This window comes from Gleimia coleocanis DSM 15436, assembly GCF_000159015.1.
GTDB lineage: Bacteria > Actinomycetota > Actinomycetes > Actinomycetales > Actinomycetaceae > Gleimia > Gleimia coleocanis.
The window spans coordinates 71,922-90,877 of record NZ_DS999545.1; the positions used below are offsets into that span (position 1 = coordinate 71,922).

At 50.6% G+C, this 18,956-nt stretch carries 14 protein-coding genes; 7 read left to right on the forward strand and 7 right to left on the reverse strand.

Translation table 11 applies throughout. The annotated features are described in order from the left end of the window. Positions 1 to 5 precede the first annotated feature (5 nt). Both HMPREF0044_RS07895 and HMPREF0044_RS05170 read left to right on the forward strand, forming a co-directional pair. Positions 6 to 752, forward strand: a complete 747-nt coding sequence (locus HMPREF0044_RS07895; protein WP_006547065.1) for a type 1 glutamine amidotransferase — start codon at positions 6 to 8, stop codon at positions 750 to 752. A 56-nt stretch (positions 753 to 808) separates the two neighbouring features. Then, on the forward strand, positions 809 to 1,087 hold the full coding sequence (locus HMPREF0044_RS05170) for a hypothetical protein (protein ID WP_006547066.1): 279 nt from the start codon (positions 809 to 811) through the stop codon (positions 1,085 to 1,087). Here HMPREF0044_RS05170 and mtnN read toward each other — a convergent pair. After that, the gene (gene mtnN / locus HMPREF0044_RS05175; RefSeq protein WP_006547067.1) at positions 1,070 to 1,786 is read right to left on the reverse strand and encodes a 5'-methylthioadenosine/S-adenosylhomocysteine nucleosidase; all 717 of its coding nucleotides are present in this window, start codon (positions 1,784 to 1,786) and stop codon (positions 1,070 to 1,072) included. The genes HMPREF0044_RS05170 and mtnN overlap by 18 nt on opposite strands. Positions 1,787 to 1,866: 80 nt before the next feature. Between mtnN and HMPREF0044_RS05180 the strand changes: the two genes are divergently transcribed. The 5 genes from HMPREF0044_RS05180 to HMPREF0044_RS05200 all read left to right on the forward strand — a co-directional run bounded on the left by HMPREF0044_RS05180 (position 1,867) and on the right by HMPREF0044_RS05200 (position 9,593). After that, positions 1,867 to 3,480 (forward strand): L-serine ammonia-lyase, encoded by a 1,614-nt coding sequence (locus HMPREF0044_RS05180; RefSeq protein ID WP_006547068.1) that lies wholly within the window; start codon positions 1,867 to 1,869, stop codon positions 3,478 to 3,480. Positions 3,481 to 4,012: 532 nt separating this feature from the next. Further along, positions 4,013 to 4,261 carry a glutaredoxin-like protein NrdH gene (nrdH, locus tag HMPREF0044_RS05185; RefSeq protein ID WP_040313039.1) on the forward strand — a complete coding sequence of 83 codons (249 nt, stop codon included), beginning with the start codon at positions 4,013 to 4,015 and terminating at the stop codon, positions 4,259 to 4,261. 93 nt (positions 4,262 to 4,354) lie between these two features. Further along, a complete protein-coding gene (nrdI, locus tag HMPREF0044_RS05190) occupies positions 4,355 to 4,756 on the forward strand; it encodes a class Ib ribonucleoside-diphosphate reductase assembly flavoprotein NrdI (protein WP_006547070.1) in 402 nt (133 codons plus the stop codon). Then, positions 4,741 to 6,897, forward strand: coding sequence for a class 1b ribonucleoside-diphosphate reductase subunit alpha (gene nrdE, locus HMPREF0044_RS05195; RefSeq protein ID WP_006547071.1), 2,157 nt, complete (start codon positions 4,741 to 4,743; stop codon positions 6,895 to 6,897). Before nrdI ends, nrdE begins: the two co-directional genes overlap by 16 nt. Positions 6,898 to 7,301: 404 nt before the next feature. Further along, positions 7,302 to 9,593: a fibronectin type III domain-containing protein gene (locus tag HMPREF0044_RS05200; protein ID WP_006547072.1), complete on the forward strand. Its 2,292-nt coding sequence runs from the start codon at positions 7,302 to 7,304 to the stop codon at positions 9,591 to 9,593. Between the two features lie 301 nt (positions 9,594 to 9,894). Here the strand turns inward: HMPREF0044_RS05200 and HMPREF0044_RS05205 are convergent, their stop codons facing one another. The 6 genes from HMPREF0044_RS05205 to hrpA form a co-directional block, all read right to left on the reverse strand. Continuing rightward, positions 9,895 to 10,698 carry a formate/nitrite transporter family protein gene (locus HMPREF0044_RS05205; protein WP_006547074.1) on the reverse strand — a complete coding sequence of 268 codons (804 nt, stop codon included), beginning with the start codon at positions 10,696 to 10,698 and terminating at the stop codon, positions 9,895 to 9,897. A 9-nt stretch (positions 10,699 to 10,707) separates the two neighbouring features. Continuing rightward, positions 10,708 to 11,010, reverse strand: coding sequence for an AzlD domain-containing protein (locus tag HMPREF0044_RS05210; RefSeq protein WP_006547075.1), 303 nt, complete (start codon positions 11,008 to 11,010; stop codon positions 10,708 to 10,710). Beyond that, positions 11,010 to 11,897, reverse strand: a complete 888-nt coding sequence (locus HMPREF0044_RS05215) for an AzlC family ABC transporter permease (RefSeq protein ID WP_006547076.1) — start codon at positions 11,895 to 11,897, stop codon at positions 11,010 to 11,012. Before HMPREF0044_RS05215 ends, HMPREF0044_RS05210 begins: the two co-directional genes overlap by 1 nt. Further along, positions 11,894 to 12,325: a hypothetical protein gene (locus HMPREF0044_RS05220; protein ID WP_040313040.1), complete on the reverse strand. Its 432-nt coding sequence runs from the start codon at positions 12,323 to 12,325 to the stop codon at positions 11,894 to 11,896. The genes HMPREF0044_RS05215 and HMPREF0044_RS05220 overlap by 4 nt, the downstream gene beginning before the upstream one ends. 10 nt (positions 12,326 to 12,335) lie before the next feature. Beyond that, positions 12,336 to 14,087, reverse strand: coding sequence for an ABC-ATPase domain-containing protein (locus tag HMPREF0044_RS05225; protein ID WP_006547078.1), 1,752 nt, complete (start codon positions 14,085 to 14,087; stop codon positions 12,336 to 12,338). An 89-nt stretch (positions 14,088 to 14,176) separates the two neighbouring features. Then, entirely contained in the window at positions 14,177 to 18,910 is a 4,734-nt protein-coding gene (hrpA, locus tag HMPREF0044_RS05230; RefSeq protein ID WP_006547079.1) for an ATP-dependent RNA helicase HrpA, read from the reverse strand. Between the last annotated feature and the right edge of the window lie 46 nt (positions 18,911 to 18,956).

An 18,956-nucleotide genomic window follows, 5' to 3' on the forward strand; every position in this document is an offset into this window, starting at 1 on the left:
ACTGCATGGGACAAGCACGTACCGTTCACATAATCCAGCATTTAGAGCATATTCCAGCGGGTTACCTGGCAGATTATTTAATTTCCGAGGGCACCCAAGTGAATCTCATTAGAGCTTGGGAACTAGACGGTACGTGCTTTTCTAATGCCCTCAGTAAAGTCAAAACTACAGATAGTTTAGTGGTCTTAGGCGGCAGCATGAATGCCTACGCTGACACTGAATATCCGTGGTTGAAAGCAGTACGGGAACTTTTAGTAAGGCGCCCTCGGGAAAAATGGGTAACTGCGGAAGACAAGCTTGCAAAACCAACTAGCGAAACTGAATCCGCGGGGAAAACTCTGGGAATCTGCTTGGGGCACCAGCTAGCTGCCGTAGCGTTCGGCGGAAGCGTCGAAGTCGGGGCGCTGCAGCCCGCAGAAAAATCAATCATCCAGATTCAATGGCGCCCGCATGAACTCTCAGAAATCCTCAATCACCCCAGGTACGTGTTTGCAGACCATAACGACCGCGTAGGGAAAGTACCCGCGCAAGCAACTGTGATTGCCGAAAACAAAAACGGGGTACAAGCCCTAAGCTACGGCGAAAACTATTTAACCGTGCAGTTCCACCCGGAAGTAAATGAGCAGGTGCTCTACAGCTGGTTTAAAGAGAGCGAACCCGAAAACTTAAACACGTACCTGGAGGATTATTCAAAAAAGCAGGCGCTAATTGCAGAAACCTCTAGAAAACTGGCGTCTTGGCTAGTAGAGTAAGGGTAACTTCGTAGCCCATTTCTATAGGCAACCCTTTTCACAGTGAGGTGAGAAAAATGAGCGAAGCAACCCTAAAGAAAACTATTAGCCTTTTCGGAAAGTACCTGCTAATCGTTGGTCTAGTAATCCTACTGGGCGGATTCTTAGTCACTATTGGATCCATCCAGATTCCTTACCTGTTTTCAGGTAACCCCGGACTGGATTGGCTACACATGCTGACGGACCTTATTTTTACAGCCCTAACATTCGCTTTACCGCCGGTAGCGGGTGCCGTTTTCACAGCCCTAGGTGTTGTTTTGCACCTGGTTGGTAAAAACTTAGATTCCGGCAACTAAACGTTCAACTGCCATGAAGGAAGCCTGCGCTGCCTCGTCAGCACCAATGTGGAAATCCTGACCGGCAGCTGGACCACACAGATCAGATACCCCGCGGACGCTAATAAAAGGTACGGACGCTAAGTGGCAGACCTGGGCTGCCGCAGTACTTTCCATGTCTACGCCCAAAACCTGTGGGAAACGCTCGCGGGTGTCCTCAACATTGTTAGCGGTTACGAATGCGTCAGAAGAAGCCATTGCCCCAGACTTGACTATGTTTTCTTCTGTTGGGAGGCGTAATGCTTCGATTAAGGAAGTGTCAGCGTGGTAGACAGCGGGCATGCCTGGGACTTGACCTGGTTCGTAGCCGAAAGCTGTGGCGTCTGCGCGTGAGTAGACAAATGAGGTACCCACAATCACATCGCGTACATTCACTTGTTGTGCTAAACCACCGCAGGTGCCGGCGCAAATATAAGCACGCACCTGTGAGTCTAACAGTAGGTGTACACGAGTTGCCGCGGCAGCTCCGTTAACTAACCCAATGCCGGTTTGCACTAACAGAATCTCTTGTCCCATCCATGACCCGTGGTAAAAAACCTGGTTAGCGATTTCTAAAGTTTCCTTCACCTGCATTGCTTCTAAAAATGGCTTTGCCTCTACTTCCATAGCCGTAGCGATAACGATGGTAGGGGAATGAGGTGCGTTGGAAAGCATATGCATGGGTGCCTCGATTAGGATAGAGCCTATAGGTTGGTAAATACTTATCAGTGAAATATTAGCGGATTTTAGGAAGGTAGGCGGTGGACGTGAATACGCCGGGTAGTGAAGTTTTGATTGAGGCTACTGAAGGAGCTTCGGCAGCTGGTTTGATTGCCGGTCACGTTTTAGCTGAGGAAGTTGCTCGTCCGCTTTCTGTTTTTGATATGTTCCGTATCGGTATTGGCCCGTCTTCTTCGCACACTGTGGGTCCGATGCGCGCGGGTTTAGCTTTTGTGACTTCTCTTTTGGATGAGTTTGGTCAGCAGCTGGATTCTGGTGTGGCGCAGATTTCCAACCTGACTGTGGAGCTTTTTGGTTCCCTGGGGGCGACTGGGCGTGGACATTCGACTGACCGCGCGGTTTTGCTGGGATTAGAGGGCTATCAGCCGGATACTGTGCCGGGTCCGATTGTGGCGGGGATTTTAGAGCGCGTTTTGGAAGAAAAAACCGTGTGTTTCCCAGGTGGGTTGCAGGTGGCTTTTGATCATGCGACGGATATGCAGTTTAAGCCTTTTGCGGTGCTTCCTTACCATGTGAATGGTTTGACGATTACGGCGCGTTTGGCACTTATTTCCGAGGGCGGTGAAGTGAAGCTCTCTGATTTTGCGCGCACCTATTATTCTGTGGGTGGCGGATTCGTGATGGAAGATCGTTCTGTTGATCCAGCTAACCCGGATGTAGTGGCATTGGCTGCTCCAGCGGCGGCTGAGGCTTATACTCAGCCGGCTCCTTACCCGTTTGCTAATGCGAATCAGCTGTTGGAGTTGTGCAAGGAGCATGATTTAACGATTGCTGATTTGGTGCGTGCTAATGAGGTGGCTTCTCGGGATGAAGATGAGGTGGATGCGTACCTGGATTTGATTCACCAGACGATGGCTGAGTGTATTGAAGCTGGTTGCCATACTGAGGGTGTTTTGCCTGGTGGTTTGCTGGTGTCTCGTCGTGCCGCGGGCTTGTTTAAGGCGTTGGGCGGTCGCCAGGGTGAAACTGTGGAGGAGGCAGTTGAGAATCCTTGTGGTCCAGGTGCTTGGGTGGGTTGTGAAAATGATCCGCTGCGTGCGATGGAGTTCGTTAACCTTTATGCTTTGGCAGTTAATGAGGAGAACGCTGCTGGCCACCGGGTAGTTACTGCTCCTACGAACGGGGCGGCGGGGGTTATTCCTGCGGTAATTGGCTATCTGGTGAATTTCTGTCCCGAAGGTAAGGCTGATCCTGTGGGTTCGGTGCGGAATTTCTTACTGGCTTCGACGGCGATTGGCGCGATTATTAAGACGAATGCTTCGATTGCGGGTGCGGAAGTGGGTTGCCAGGGTGAGGTTGGTTCGGCTTCAGCAATGGCAGCTGCGGGTTTGGCATCTGCTTTGGGGGGTACTCCTGCACAAGTTGAGAATGCTGCGGAGATTGCGATGGAACACTCTTTGGGTCTGACTTGTGATCCGATTGGCGGTTTGGTGCAGATTCCTTGTATTGAACGTAATGCGATTGCAGCGGTTAAGTCTATTAACGCGGCGCGTATGGCGTTGTGGGGGGATGGTCGTCATACGGTTTCTTTGGATGCGGCGATTGAGACGATGCGTCAGACTGGTGTGGATATGCACTCTAAGTACAAGGAGACTTCTGCGGGCGGTTTGGCCGTGAATGTTGTGGAGTGCTGAGTTTTTATTTCCGCATATGTGAACGCGCGTTCCGATGTGATTATTTTGGTTGTTTACTGCCTTTTGTCACATGGGGGGCGCGCGTTCGCATATGAGTTGTCGCGGGGTTTTCGTTAAAACTCATATGCGAAGGCTCGTTGCGAAGTGATTTTCCGAGGGCGGATTGTGACACGCCCGAGTGGGGGTGCTTGGGAATTTATTTTCGTTATCTTATCCACAAATCCACAAGGTGTGTAAACGCGTTATCCACTTGAATAACTGGGAGGCATCCGCACTATTTCAAGGATGCACAAAATTTCGTCCACATAAAACAGATTATCAACGTGGAAACACGCCATTTTGTGGTACTGGCAGAATCTAACCACTAGGTGTAGTGTTTATTGAGGTAGTGAAAACAAGAGAAGAAAATTAATAAACACAACGGTGTAAGTTTCTTCAAAAGCGCAGACTCACCCTTAGTCAGAAAATAATGTCAGACCCTGAGATTAACCTGAAGCTATCGGTAAGTCTTACAACAGAAAGGAAGGCTCCGATGGCAATTATCGTTTACAGCAAGCCAATGTGCGTGCAGTGTGACGCTACTAAACGAGCTCTGACCAAGCAGAACCTCGACTTCGAAGTAATCGACATGAGCCTCGACCTTGAAGCTCTGGAATTCGTAAAGAGCCTGGGGTACGTACAGGCCCCAGTCGTCATGGCAGGTGACCAGCACTGGTCCGGTTACCGCCCAGACCTCATTAAGCAGCTGGTACAGGCAGAAGCAATGGTCGTAAACGGCTAATTGGTTCAACAGAACCACCTACTTTAACGGAGGACACGACTTTTAGGCGTGGACTCCGTTAAAGTATGTAACCCCCCCAGCAAAGAAGCACTCATGGTACACGTAGTCTATTTCTCATCGGCAACAGAAAACACCAAACGATTCGTAGAGAAACTCGGATTCGACGCGGAACGTATTCCTCTGCGCCCTCGAGAGGAAGAATTGCGCGTGCACGAACCATACGTGCTCATCACGCCCACCTACGGCGGCGGAACCACTAAAGGAGCCGTCCCTAAACAGGTAATTAAATTCCTCAACGTAGAAGCCAACCGCAATCATTGTGTTGGCGTTATCTCATCAGGGAATACCAACTTCGGAACTGCGTTCTGCTTAGCCGGCGATATCATCTCGGCTAAACTGAAAGTTCCGCATATGTACAAGTACGAACTTTTAGGCACGCCAGAAGACGTGACTAAAGTGCAAGAAGGACTGAGGAAATTTTGGCAGAAAATCTGACCGATACCGGCCTGGAAACTGCTCCATCACCGGATCTGGACTACCACGCACTGAACGCCCAACTGAACCTATATGACAAAGAAGGCAAGATTCAGTTCGATGCCGATAAGAAAGCTGCCCGCCAGTATTTCTTGCAGCACGTTAATCAGAACACCGTTTTCTTCCATAACCTAGAAGAAAAACTAAACTACCTGGTTAGCGAAGGGTACTACGAAGAAGAAGTTCTCGATCAATACGACTTCGATTTCATCAAGTCCCTCTTCAAGCGCGCTTACGCAAAGAAATTCCGCTTCCCAACCTTCCTGGGAGCCTTTAAGTACTACACCTCCTACACCCTGAAAACCTTCGACGGTAAGCGCTACCTAGAACGCTTCGAAGACCGAGTTTCCATGGTGGCCCTCTACCTGGCGCGCGGAAACAAGGAAGTCGCAGAATACCTGGTAGATGAAATCCTGGCCGGTCGCTTCCAGCCAGCTACCCCAACCTTCCTCAACGCCGGCAAACGCGCTCGCGGTGAACTAGTTTCTTGCTTCCTGCTTCGTGTTGAAGACAATATGGAATCCATTGCTCGTGGCATTAACTCTGCGTTGCAGTTGTCTAAGCGTGGCGGCGGCGTAGCATTATCCTTATCTAACCTGCGTGAAGCTGGCGCCCCAATTAAGCGCATTGAAAACCAGTCCTCTGGCATTGTGCCAGTAATGAAGCTTCTGGAAGACGCTTTCTCTTACGCCAACCAGCTGGGTGCCCGCCAGGGTGCAGGTGCAGTTTACCTGCACGCTCACCACCCAGACATCATGAAGTTCTTAGACACGAAGCGTGAAAACGCTGACGAAAAGATTCGTATTAAGTCCCTGTCCCTGGGTGTAGTTATCCCAGACATTACTTTTGAGTTGGCGAAGAACAATGAGGACATGTACCTGTTCTCTCCATACGACGTAGAACGTGTTTACGGCGTACCATTTACCGAAATTTCCGTAACTGAGAAGTACCGTGAAATGGTTGAGGATGGCCGTATCCGCAAGAAGAAGATTAACGCTCGCCGTTTCTTCCAGACTATTGCGGAAATCCAGTTTGAATCTGGCTACCCATACATTGTTTTTGAAGACACTGTGAACCGCGAAAACCCAATTAAGGGACGCATCACCATGTCTAACCTCTGCTCTGAAATTCTGCAGGTTTCCGAAGCCTCTACCTACAATGAAGACCTCACCTTCTCACACGTGGGTAAGGATATTTCTTGTAACCTGGGTTCCCTTAATATTGCTAAGGCAGTTGATTCCCCAGACTTCGCACTGACTGTGGAAACTGCGATTCGTGGTCTAACCGCTGTATCCGATTTGTCTAACATTTCTTCTGCGCCTTCCATTGAACGTGGTAACCGCATGTCCCACGCGATTGGTTTAGGGCAGATGAATCTGCACGGCTTCTTGGCTCGCGAACGCATTTTCTATGGCTCCGAAGAAGCCTTGGACTTCACTAACATGTACTTCTACGCGGTTACCTACCAGGCGATTAAGGCTTCCACTAAGATTGCTAAGGAACGTGGGGAAAGCTTCCACGGATTCGAAGAATCTAAGTACTACACTGGCGAATACTTTACTAAGTACATCGAAGGTGAATGGGTGCCAACCACTGACCGTGTGAAGGAAATCTTCGCTGGTTCCACCATTTACTTGCCTACTCCACAGGACTGGAAGGACCTGGCGGCAGAAGTACGTGAAAACGGTATGTACCATCAGAACCTACAGGCGATTCCACCAACTGGTTCGATTTCTTACATTAACTACTCTACTTCTTCCATTCACCCAATCGTTTCTAAGATTGAAATTCGTAAGGAAGGTAAGATTGGTCGAGTTTACTACCCGGCTCCTTACATGACGAACGAAAACCTGGAATACTACCAGGATGCTTACGAAATTGGTCCAGAAAAGATTATTGATACGTACGCGGTAGCTACTCAGCACGTTGATCAGGGTCTGTCTTTGACGCTGTTCTACCCGGATACGGTTTCTACTCGTGACCTGAATAAGTCTTATATTTACGCATGGCGTAAGGGTATTAAGACTATGTACTACATGCGTATTCGTCAGATGGCGTTGCAGGGCACTCAGGTTGATGACTGTGTGTCATGTATGCTCTGATTTTTAAGTAGTTTTAATTGCAATAACCGGCCTCTACGGGGGTCGGTTATTTTTTATTGTCAGCATTGTTTTCTGATTTTGAGGCTCTGTGGGGGAGTGATTTTTCATGCCATTTTAGTGGCGACACTGTGTCACGAAAGTGGCGTGGGTGGATTTTTAGTTTATTTTCAAGGGCGTTTAGAAGGTATGTAGTTGAAGATTTTAAAGACGCGGAGTGTTTAAAATGCCGCACTCGAAAAACTATTCACGGAAGTTATATGACGCGACGCCATAAAGAAAACATTTTATTTGTTAAATTATGGTTTTCCTTGCAATTAAAGAGATTTAATTTTAATTTAATTACTGAGGTTATCCTAACTTCGGTGTGCCCAAAATGGGCCTCTCTATAATCAAGGAGTTAATCAATGAAGATGCGGCTACGCAAAAATAGCCAAAACCTGCTGCGCAGCGGTCTGGTAACCGCAACTGCGGGTGCATTGCTCTTTAGCATGGCAACCCCAGTATTCGCGACAGAAACCAATGGAGAAACCAGCACCTTCGCTGCAGTCAGCACTCAGCCTTCAGCTCACCCACAGGCAGCTAAAAATGTCACCGTCGAAGTAGTCGGTAAGCAGATTACCGTCAACTGGGAACGTGCTGCCTCCCACCGTGGAAACTACCGCGTTGCCGTATACCAAGGAAACCGACCAGTCCTGGCAAGCTACCACTTCAACGGCCCAGTCAACGTAAACACTGCCACCTTGCAGACCAACGTTGATTACTACGTAACCGTAGCCCCAATGGACTCTTGGGACATCGACATTATCACCGGTTCTTCCGTACTTTCCGACTACTTTAAGCTCACTGAAGAAACCGCGCCAGTAAACCCAGGTACCCCTAACCCAGCTCAACCAGGTACCGGTACCCCAGGCGGTGGAGAACCAGGTTCTGAAGGTTCAGGCGGAAGTGAAGAAGCCCCAAAGGTTGCAGTACCAAGCGTACCAGTGGGTCTCTCTGCTCGCCTAGCAGTAAAAGACTCAACCGGTATCGAATCCTACTGGTTTGAACCTGAAAACGGTAAGCCAATCACCAACTACGACATTCAGCTCGTAGGTTCAGACGGCTCCACCGTAGACGCCAAAGCAGACATGACTAGCGACGCCCCAGAATTCGCTAACTTCAAAGGACTCAAGCCTGGCGTAAGCTACCAGGTTAAGGTACGTGCAGAAAACAAGGGTGGTTGGGGACCATGGACTGAACTCTCCGCCCCAGTAGTCATTCCAGCCAACCAGGATGCCTTCCGCATGCAGATCGACAAGGAAGGCTTCGGCGTATTTGAATCTGCAGACCACCGTTTCGCAACCGTTAGCTGGACCCAGACCGGTTACGAACCAGAACACTCTGTCTACTTGGTACGAATCCTCTGCGTCCAGGCATGTGGAGCAGATTTCAAGAGCCACTTTGAACAGTTCGATGCTCGTGGTCTCAACACTAACTGGAAACTCGATAAGCTTCCAGCAGGCGTATTTAAGGCACAGCTGAAGCTGATCCACGGCAAGCTTCAATCTGAAGTAGCCGAATCAGAACCATTCGTAATCGGTGTGCCAAAAGAAATTAAGGCAACTGAACTTAGCGTCACCCCAACCACCGATATTGATCCAGCTAAGGACAACACCTTCAAGGTAACCGGTACCGGCTACACCGGACCAGCTGCTGACAAGGGCGTTTACGTGGTTGTCACCGAACCATCCGTATGGACGCCAGGTAAGAACCCAGATCCAAAACGTATCAACCAGTTCCTCGTAGCTGACTGGGTAATGCCAGGAAATATCAAGGACGGTAACTTTACTACCACTATCACCGTGCCAGCAGGTAAGTTTAAGCCAGGTAAGCAGTACTTCGTTGGCACCATGGCTGCACACGCACTTTCTCTGGTAGAACGTGACCTGGATAAGCAGGTTAACCTGACTCTGAAGCAGGCTGAAGCTTCAGCACCAAAGCCAACTGACCCAGTAACTCCAAAACCAGAAATCCCAGGCAACCAGCCAGAGACTCCGGGTACCCAGCCAGGCACCCCCGGTACTCAGCCTGAAAACCCAGGCACTCAGCCAGGCACTCCAGAACAGCCTGAAACCCCTGCACAGCCTCAGCCTCCAGTGGTTGACCCAGCTGTTAAGGTAGCAGTTTCTGCGGCCGGCACTCCGGTTTCCTCTTTCACCGAAGGTGAAGAAATCACCCTTGACCTGGATTTCACCGGAGTTGAAGAAGGCTCCTCATGGAGCGTAGTACTACACTCTGACCCTGTTTCCCTGGGTACTGTAACCGTCATGGGCGGTAAAGCTGTTTTGAAGATTAATACTGAAACTGCAGCTCTGCTGGTAGCTGGTGACCATACTCTGAAGTTCACTCAGGTAGGCACCCTGACTCCTAAGCTGATTGAGCTTCCTTGGAAGGTCGTTGCAAAGGCTGTTACTCCAGCTCCTGCAAATCCAGTACCAAGCCAGCTTACTCCAGCCCCACAGAAGCCAGCTCCGGCTCCAACCCAGCCTGCTCCAGCCCTTGCAAATCCAGCACCACAGGCGTCAGGCAATCCAGGACCACAGTCAAAGGGTACTTTGCCTAACACCGGTGCAGATTCAGCAGCGCTACTGTTGGCAAGTATCACCTTGCTAGGCGGTGGCCTGTTGGCACTGCGTTCTCGTAAGCGTCTTAGCTGAGAAAAACTAACATAAAGTGGTCGGCTCGCATAGAGCCGGCCACTTTTATTTACCCAACTGCAAAACTCACATGGGAAACGCCGTTGCCATATGAGTTTTTACTTCGCAATAGCCTAAAACTCACATCGGAACGCGAGTTCGCGCGCAGGCAAAACGTGCGAGTTGCGATTCCCACGCAGGCAAAACGCGGGAACTTAAGTTCGCGCGCAAAAACACAAAAATACCGAGGGCAGACCCCAACACTAACAGTATAAAAATACTGCAACAGTCGAAATCCGCCCTCGGAAAAAGAAACTAAAAATCAGTGACGCTTAACCAAAGCCGCCGCATCCTTAACCGGACCAGCCACCAGCAAGTAAGAACCACCCACAAACAAGGCGCCACCCACAATATTGCCAGCACCCACAATCAGCCAGTTACGCAAAGCCTCCAGCAAAGTAGCCTCTGGAACCCCCATGAACAAGCCCAAAGAGAAAGTCGTCATATTCGCAACCACGTGCTCAAAACCAGAAGTCACGAAAGCGAACATACACCAACCCATAAGAATAATCTTAGCCACGTCATTAGAAGTACGCGCCTGAGACCAAATAGCCAAACACACTAAAACGTTACACATAATGCCACGCAAGAACAGCTGCAAATCAGTCTTATGAGCCTTAGCAGCAACCAAACCCTCAAGCATGCCACCCGCTGCAGTGCCATCAGCGAAAACACCAGAACCAGACACAATCGCCGCCAACACAATAGAGCCCACCAAGTTACCCAGCAAAATCAACGCCAGCACAACCACCGCGCGCACCCAAGTAACCTGCCTACCAGCCACAGCCTGAGGCAAAGCCATCATCGCAGAAGTAGCTAACTCGCCACCCGCAAAAATAACCAACACCAAACCCAAGCCGAAAACCAAACCAGACAGCAAAGGCGCTACCGGGCTTTCAGCCACATAAAACGGGCCAGCAGCCGCAAACATCAAAATGTCAGCGATACCAATAAAAGCACCACCCAACATGGTGGCAACAGCAAAAGCTAAACGACGATTAGGGCCAAACGCCTTATGATGCCCAGACTCCATCTGAGCAGCCAGAGATTCATGAAAATTAAGCATGAATCCAGTTTAGATTAAGAAAAACTCCCAAGCCCATACCGCAAGTCCCGCTCCAAAGACCACCAGCGGCAAATTCTCAGTACGCCACGCCAAAATAACCGCCACAGCGAAACCAACCACCGCCGAAAAAATTGACGAAGTCGCCAAAAACATACCCGGCACAACCATAGAAGCCAACACCGCGTACGGAATATAAGTGAAGAAAGCCTGCAAACGCTCATTCTCCACCGGCTTACGGAAAAGCAACATCGGCAACGCGCGCATAGAGTAAGTGACCACAGCCATCAACACCACTGCACTGATCAAATCCATCACTTACCACCCTCTGAAACCGTCTCATCAGCTAAACCAGCCAAAGGTACGTCACCATACTTTTCTGGAGCATACCAAGGGAAAATACGCGGAATAAGCTGTACGCGACGAATCCCAGCCAACTTTGCCTTACCATGCGCCAACCAGCGAGAAGGCTTCAACTCCTCACCAGAATGCTTCCCAGAAGCGCCCTCGGGAAAAAACCAAGCCAGCAACGCAGCCGACAAAACCGCCGAACCAATCAAACGCCAACCAAACTCCAAATGTGCAGTCCAAGGCGCCCACCAAAGTAAAACCGACAACCCTGAAGCCAACAAAATCGTAAACAAAATCGGCGCGTAATCCTTCGCAGGAGGCAAAATAATCGCCACAAACATGGCGAATAACAAAATATTTGCAACCACCTGCAAATCCGGAGGAATCACCTCACCCGCATACGCGCCCACCCAAGTACCCGTAGTCCAACCAACAATCGGCAACACCATAGTGCCGAAGAAAAACGGTAAAACCAGCTGCGGCTTAGAAGAATGCAAAGCAAACAACTCATCCGAAACCCCCGCGGCAACAAATAAGCGTTTAAATAAGCCCGTACCCGGCGGTAACTTCATACTCATCGACATACTCATCAACAAGTAACGAGAATTCACCAGCAGAGTAGTCGCAATAATCTCTAACGCGCCAGAATGCTGCGCAAACAACGTTACCCCAGCAAACTGACCCGTCGAAGACATCGTCGTAAAAGACGCAACCCCTGAAAGCAAAGGCGAAAAACCATTCCGCACCCAGAAAATACCCAGTGCAATAGACACCGTGAAATAACCTAAAGCAATCGGAATGCTAATCCGTAAACCGGTTAAAAATAACTTCAAAGCAGACGCTGTTTTCACTGTTCGTGCACCTGCAACGCTTCCTTAAAGAACTCATCCAAATACGCCATTAAACCATCCCGCGGATAAGGCATTCCCTGAATGAAAACCGTAGCCTCAGTATCCGGACCCTCACAAGTAACCCCGAAAGCCTTATCCTTAGCAATCATCTCATCCACCCACTCATGAGTAGAAGGATCCTCAATCGGAATCAAATACCGCCAAAAACCCAACTCATTATGGTAGGCGACAATCACCTCGCCGTCCTCGGAACCCTCAAACTCAATCGCCGCAGTCCAATCCGGAAACAATGAAATTGCGTTGAAAATATACTTAACCCGCGCCTCATAAACCGGCGTAAAACGCTGCCCTTCCCAATTCCAAGCGAAGCCAAAACCATCATCTGCACGCGGAAAAGAAACCGGATGAGGAACAGATCCCATGAACACGTACCTAACTCTACTTAACGAAAACTAACGAATTACCAGCCGCAACCTGCAACGCACGCAAACGATTTAAAGCTGCCACCACATCAATCTTACGAGGACGTACCCAGAAAGCCGGACGCTCAGGACCACCCAAAGCACTTAAACCATGACGATTCAAAGCCTCATCCAATGCATCCACAGTCTCACGCAAAGACAACCCCTGCTTAAAACCAGACGGCCGTGCAGGATCCAACAACCCGCGCAAAGCCCAAGCAATCGCCTCAGCCTGCCCAGGATCCACAATCTGCTCCACGTCAGACACATCAATATCATGACGATCCAAAGTAATCTGCTCAGTCCCCCGAGACTTAGTCTTAGACTTACCTTTCGGAGCCGGCAGAGGATGCGGATGACGCTGCAAAAACGCTGGGAACTCCTGCTCATCAAAACGTTCCCGCGTCATCAGCCCAGCAACTTCCTTAGCTTGCTGAGTGGCATCCAAACAACGGTAATCCTCCATCAACAAAACCAGGTCAGCGACATCTAAATAATCCCCAGAGCCACCCATAACCAGAATTGTTGAAACCCCTTGGGCGCTTAACGCGCGGATCCGATCCACAAACGGAGTAATCGGCTCAGACTTAATCAAACTCCGCATCCGAGCATCCCGAATCAACAAGTTCGTAGCAGAAGTGTCCTCATCAATTAACAGAGTATCCGCGCCGCCCTCCAGAGCCTCCATAATCGCTGCCGCCTGCGAAGTGGAACCCGACGCATTCTCAGTGGAAAACCGCGCCGTATCCGTTCCAGCTGGCAAGTTAGCAATAAACGCAGAAATATCCACGCTCGTTACCGCCCGCCCATCAGCCGCGCGAATCTTCATAGCCTGTGATCGGGTCGCCACCAACTCCCGACCATCACCTAGAATATGCGCATAAACAGCGCGTTGGAGGGCATTCAAAAGCGTAGACTTACCATGGTAGCCGCCACCCGCAATCAAAGTGATACCCGCCGGAATCGCCATGCCCTGGACGGTGCCCGCGTATGGCAAAGAAACCGAAGCACGCAAAGAATCTGGAGAAACAAACGGCACAGCATTCGTCAAAGGTAAATCAGAAACCCCGGAACGACGCGCCAAAAGCGACTGATCAGCCACAAAAGCCACCCACTCATTCCCCGTCAAGACCTCTTGCAAGGCAAGATAATCCAAGTAGGTTTCCACGTGGGTGCGCAGGGCAGTTAGGCGAGGATTATTTTTCCCGAGGGCGGTATTTTCAGCGTTATCGTCATCGCGGAAATCTAAAGAATCCATTACCGCGTAAGGAATCTCCACATCCGCTAAACGCGCCATTTCACGACCCAAAATTGTGCGACCCCGCGCGGGGAACTGACACTGGAAACGTACCTCGACTAAGGTTTTAGAAACCTGTACGTAAGAGCGCTCTAAAATTTCTTGACCGCATTTCGCAATCCGTAACTCAGGTACGTCTTTAATCATTTGCGCGAATTCGCGGGCTAAAAAGTCAGCTACCGCAATGCGTTTAGCGTTAAAGTCTAACAGGTCCTCGGGGATTCCCAGAGCCTGTGGGGTGCTGGTGGCTCGCAGGGCAGAGGGGGAAGCAAACGGGTCAGACTGCACGCGGTCAATGTGTAAAGTGAACGGCCCGTAATCATAATCGCCAGTTACAGACTTATAAGCCCCGTAGTTACGTCCATCTAAACGGTAAAAACGGTCAATGAGGTCGCGGTCATTTCCGGTGACTCGCGTGAATTCCTGGTGCATAACTGGCCTTCCTATCCGCCTCTAAGTATATCGACCTTACTCGACGCATTTGCACTTGTGAACGGTAGTTGCCAAGTGCAAACCCGGGGTTATCCCAAAAGATTCCACAGTCGCTTCGCAGAAACCTTCTGCGAAGTCCCCAACTCTTGCGCAAAGTAGGAAACCCGCAGTTCTTCCAACAGCCACTGTGCTTCGCGTAGCTGCGTCAGACGCGCAGCATCATTTAAACCAGTGCCCGCCTGACGCTGTAGCAGAGTATGTTCTAATTCAGCTAAATCGCGCTGTAAGTTAGCGTCTTTCGCTAGTGCTTGCGCTGATTGAGCTGCCTTTTTCACGCGTAGTTCATCTGCTTTAATGAAGCGGGCAACGTGGGGAATCCACAGGGGTGGAATCTGAGTGAAGAACCCGTCATTTAACAGTGATTGTGCGTGAGCTTTCACAGCAGCATTAACTTGTAGCATGGACTGCGTACCGTGAGCACGTACCGTGGTTTCTAAATCTGCTGAGGCTGCTAAAGCGTTGATTAGGTACTTCAACAGTTCATAAACCTTATCCTCTAAACGTGGTTTTACCCACGCGCAGAGTTCATTGAAGCTACTGCGGGAACGAATCAACGCTGGATGCATCGCATAATCGTTAAGCAACGCGTTTACTGCCGCGGTTTGCGCAGCGGCTACCAGTGCCGTGGTATTCGCATACGGTGAGGCGGCAAGTAGTAGGGATTCTTTCCCACTCCACCGCGTAGTAATACGAGTTTGCGTGAGGGCAGTTTTAGCTAACACTAGCTGCACTAGCCCTGCCTGATGGGCAGCGTCAGCCTCATGCAGGGTCGCGTAAATCTTTGTGCCCGCACTGAAATGCAAAGACGTACCTTTGTTGTTTGCATAAGACTCCGCGGTGTCAGTGTGGAGCGCTGGGAAAGCACGTACCATCAGTCCTTGCGCGGTGGTGGCTTCAATATCTTTTGGCAGGGCATCGTCGGCAGTGCCTAGTGCCGGCCAGTCGGTTAGCCCAGTGGTTTCCTTAAATAACTGCGTTTGGGCCGCGTTTTTCGGAGTAGGCGCGTTGGCTGCGGTACCCACGTTGGGGGCAGTTACGCCGGGCAGATTCTTTTTCCGAGGGCGGTCTTTACCTCTTCCCTTAGGTGAAGACGTACCTTCAGTTGCTTCTAAAGCTGAGGTAAGGGCAGAGCGCATAGCAGAACGCACGGCAGTTTGACTACGCTGCGCCAACTCTTTTTGCAGCCACGCAAGTTCTTTCGAAGCCAGCAGTTCCTTACCTTTTTCGTCAACTACTACGAAAGTGAAACGTAAGTGTGGGGGTAGTTCAATCTCATCCCACAGCTCATTAGGTACGTCAACGCCTTTAAGGACTTTCGCAGCCTGCGTGAAACTAGCGAAAAACTCAGGTACGTCAATGCTTCCACTCACCCCAGGAATCACAGGTTCAGCCGGTTTAACCACTGAATTTTCTTGATTTTCTGCAGGTTTCGCCAATGACGTACCCAGCGTTGAAGCTGCAGAAGCACCCGGGTTTTTAGATGCCGCAGCCCCCGCGTTAACTAAAGACGTACCCTGCGTGGATTTAACCGCACCAGTCTTTGCACCCCACGCTGCTAAACGAGACAAAGACGCTTCCAACGACAATGGATCCACCGCATTAACATCCGCAGGTGGCGCAGAAAGATCAGATGCATCGCCCTCGGAAACAGAATCGGAACCAGCATCAGGAAGACCATTCGCATGCCAAACCTGCGTACGCAACCAAGCCGCGCACTTACTAGCCACATCCGGCGCTGGCACCAACTGCTGACGCAACTGCTTTGGCAACGCGCGAATCACCCCAGTCAGCAACTCTTCCAACATGCCCGGAACCAGCCAAGCAAACCCCTGATCTTGCACTCGAGGAAGTAAAGCCAACGGAATCCGCACGCTCACACCATCACGTTCAGAACCCGGATTAAACTCATAGTGCAACGGCAACTCGAACTCGCCCTGGCGCCAAACAGCAGGAAAATCCGCTGCCGAAGAAGAAAACTCACCCGGTAACAAAGCCTCACGACTCAGCAACAGAACGCGCTTATTCCGCTGCCTACGCCACCAGCCATCAAAATGCGTCGCTGAAACTACAGAAGCTGGCACCCGCTCATCAAAGAAAGCAAAAATCGCGTCATCAGAAATCACCCCACCCGTGCGGAAACGATGTTCATCCGCGCGAATGGAATCCAACAAACGCTGATTATCGCGAATGAAAGCATAATCCGCGCGCCACTGATTCTCCACCAGCGCATGGCGAATAAACATATCCCGCGCCAACTCAGCCGGCGTCATTCCCTGCAAACCATCCGCAGAAGCACCCGCGCGCGCACCAATCGTAAACCCAGCAGACGCGCAACGATCCAGCTTAATATCTGCCGGTAAACCACCCAGCAGAACCTCCCGGTCAGCAGTGAGGGTTAAACCATACAACATGGTCTTTTCACGCACCAAAGCAGCCCCCCGGGAAGCCGCCCAGAAAGGTTCAGAATAAACTCGCTTCACCAAATCAGGGGCAATGCGCTCTACCCACTCTGGCTTAATCCGCGCTACCGTACGCGCAAACAAACGCGAAGTCTCTACCAGTTCAGCAGCCATCACCCAGTCATAGTGCTTACGCGCCAAACCAGAACCCGGCCACACCGTGAAACGCGACCCGCGTGCGCCCTCATAATCAGACTTCTGCTGATTCCAAGCCCCCAAGTTAGAAAGCAAACCAACCAGCAGTGCCTGGTGAATCGAATCCGCATTACGTGAAGACGTACCTTCAGTGAAATCTAAAACCGCCTGCACAGTCCCATCTTGCGCACCACTCATCTGCCGGGCGCGCGCCAAATCAGACTTAGCTGGCAGTGACAGCGGCTCTAAAGACAACCGTAAAGGCTTCGCTAAATCTACCAGCTGAGAAACTACGTCCTCCCACTCGCGGAAACGCAGGTAGTGTAAGAACTCTTTCTTACATAGGCGACGCAAAGCCGAGTTAGACAGCTCGCGGTCACATACCCGCAGGTAACGCCACAGGTTTAAGTAGGTAATGAAATCAGAAGTCGGATCTAAGAAACGCGCATGCGCAGCATCCGCATCCTGCTGGTAGGCTTCGGGGCGCTCGCGGACATCCTGCATAGATAGCGCAGCTACGATAACTAGAACTTCAGAACTGCAGCCTAGCTTATCGGCTTCTAGTAGCATGCGTCCTAAACGTGGGTCGATAGGTAGTTTCGCCAGGTCGCGTCCAATTTTTGTTAAACGTAGTTCCTGTTTAGAAACCGTGATAGCACCAATTTCGGCTAGTAGCGCGACCCCATCTTTAATGGATTTTGGTGCGGGGGCATCCAGGAATGGGAATTTTTCTACTAAACCAAGTCCCAGGGCAGCCATTTGGAGGATGACTGAGGCCAGGGAAGTACGCAGGATTTCAGGTTCTGTGAACCGAGGGCGGTTTTGGAAATCTTTTTGCGAATATAGGCGAATCGCTACGCCGTCAGAAACTCGCCCACAGCGGCCACTGCGTTGGTTGGCACTGGCTTGTGAGATTGGTTCAATGGGTAGGCGCTGAACTTTAGTGCGGTTAGAGTAGCGTGAAATACGTGCTAAACCGGGGTCAATCACGTATTTAATGCCTGGCACGGTAAGGGAAGTTTCGGCGACATTGGTAGCTAAAACTATGCGCCTGCGCGGGTGGGGTGCAAAAATCAGCTGTTGTTCGGCAGCGGAAAGACGCGAGTACAGGGGAACTACTTCAATCGCGTCTAAAGGAGATTTTCCGCTAGCTTCACCGGCTTTTAGGAACCGCGTACCCAGGTGGTCACGCAGGGCGTTGGTGGTGTCACGAATGTCGCGTTCACCGGGAAGGAAGATGAGGATGTCACGGTCTGGGTTTTCGGCATTCCCTAATGGCTCGGCGCAAAGTTCGTCTGTGGCTGCACAAATTGCGCTTAAATAGTCGATGTCTTGGCCGTAACCGTAGCCGTTTAAGGCTAAATCAGCGTCAGGATCTTCTAAAACCAGGTTTTTGAAAGATTCTTCATCTGTTTCTGCGGTGTCTGCCGCAGGTGGTTCAGCGGGGGAAAGTGGACGATAACGTACCTCGACTGGGTAGGTGCGTCCAGATACGGTGATTACCGGAGCTGGATTACCGTGAGCGTCGGCAAAATGTTGAGCAAAACGTGCAGAGTCAATGGTTGCAGAGGTAATGATGACTTTCAGGTCAGGGCGTTTGGGAAGTAGTTGTTTGATGAATCCCAGTAGGAAGTCGATGTTTAGGGAACGTTCGTGGGCTTCGTCGATAATGAGCGTGTCGTAGCGGTTTAGCAGGGGGTCGTTTTGGATTTCTGCTAGCAGAATACCGTCAGTCATGAGCTTTACCAGGGTGGCTGAGCTGACTTGGTCGGTGAAGCGAACTTGGTAGCCGACGATGCCTTCACCGCCGACGGTGGAGTTGAGTTCTTCTGCAATGCGGGTGGCGACTGCGCGGGCGGCGAGGCGGCGTGGCTGGGTGTGGCCGATTAGCTTGGCAATGCCGCGTCCTAGTTGCAGGCAGATTTTTGGTAGCTGCGTGGTTTTACCTGAGCCGGTTTCGCCGGAGACGATTACTACCTGGTGGTTTTTAATGGCGTTGGCGATTTCGTCTTTGCGTGCACTTACCGGGAGGTTTTCGGGGAAGTCGATGACTGGCAGGGAGGTTGCGCGGGCAGCTAATACTTCCTTTGAGAATTTAAATTCTCGAGGGCGGTTAGTGTAGTGCCGACGTTTTTTGTTAAAGGTACGTGTTTGTTGTTTCTCTGCCACTCCTTTATTTTACGGCATTACTATTGGGCTCTTGGGATGCGATACT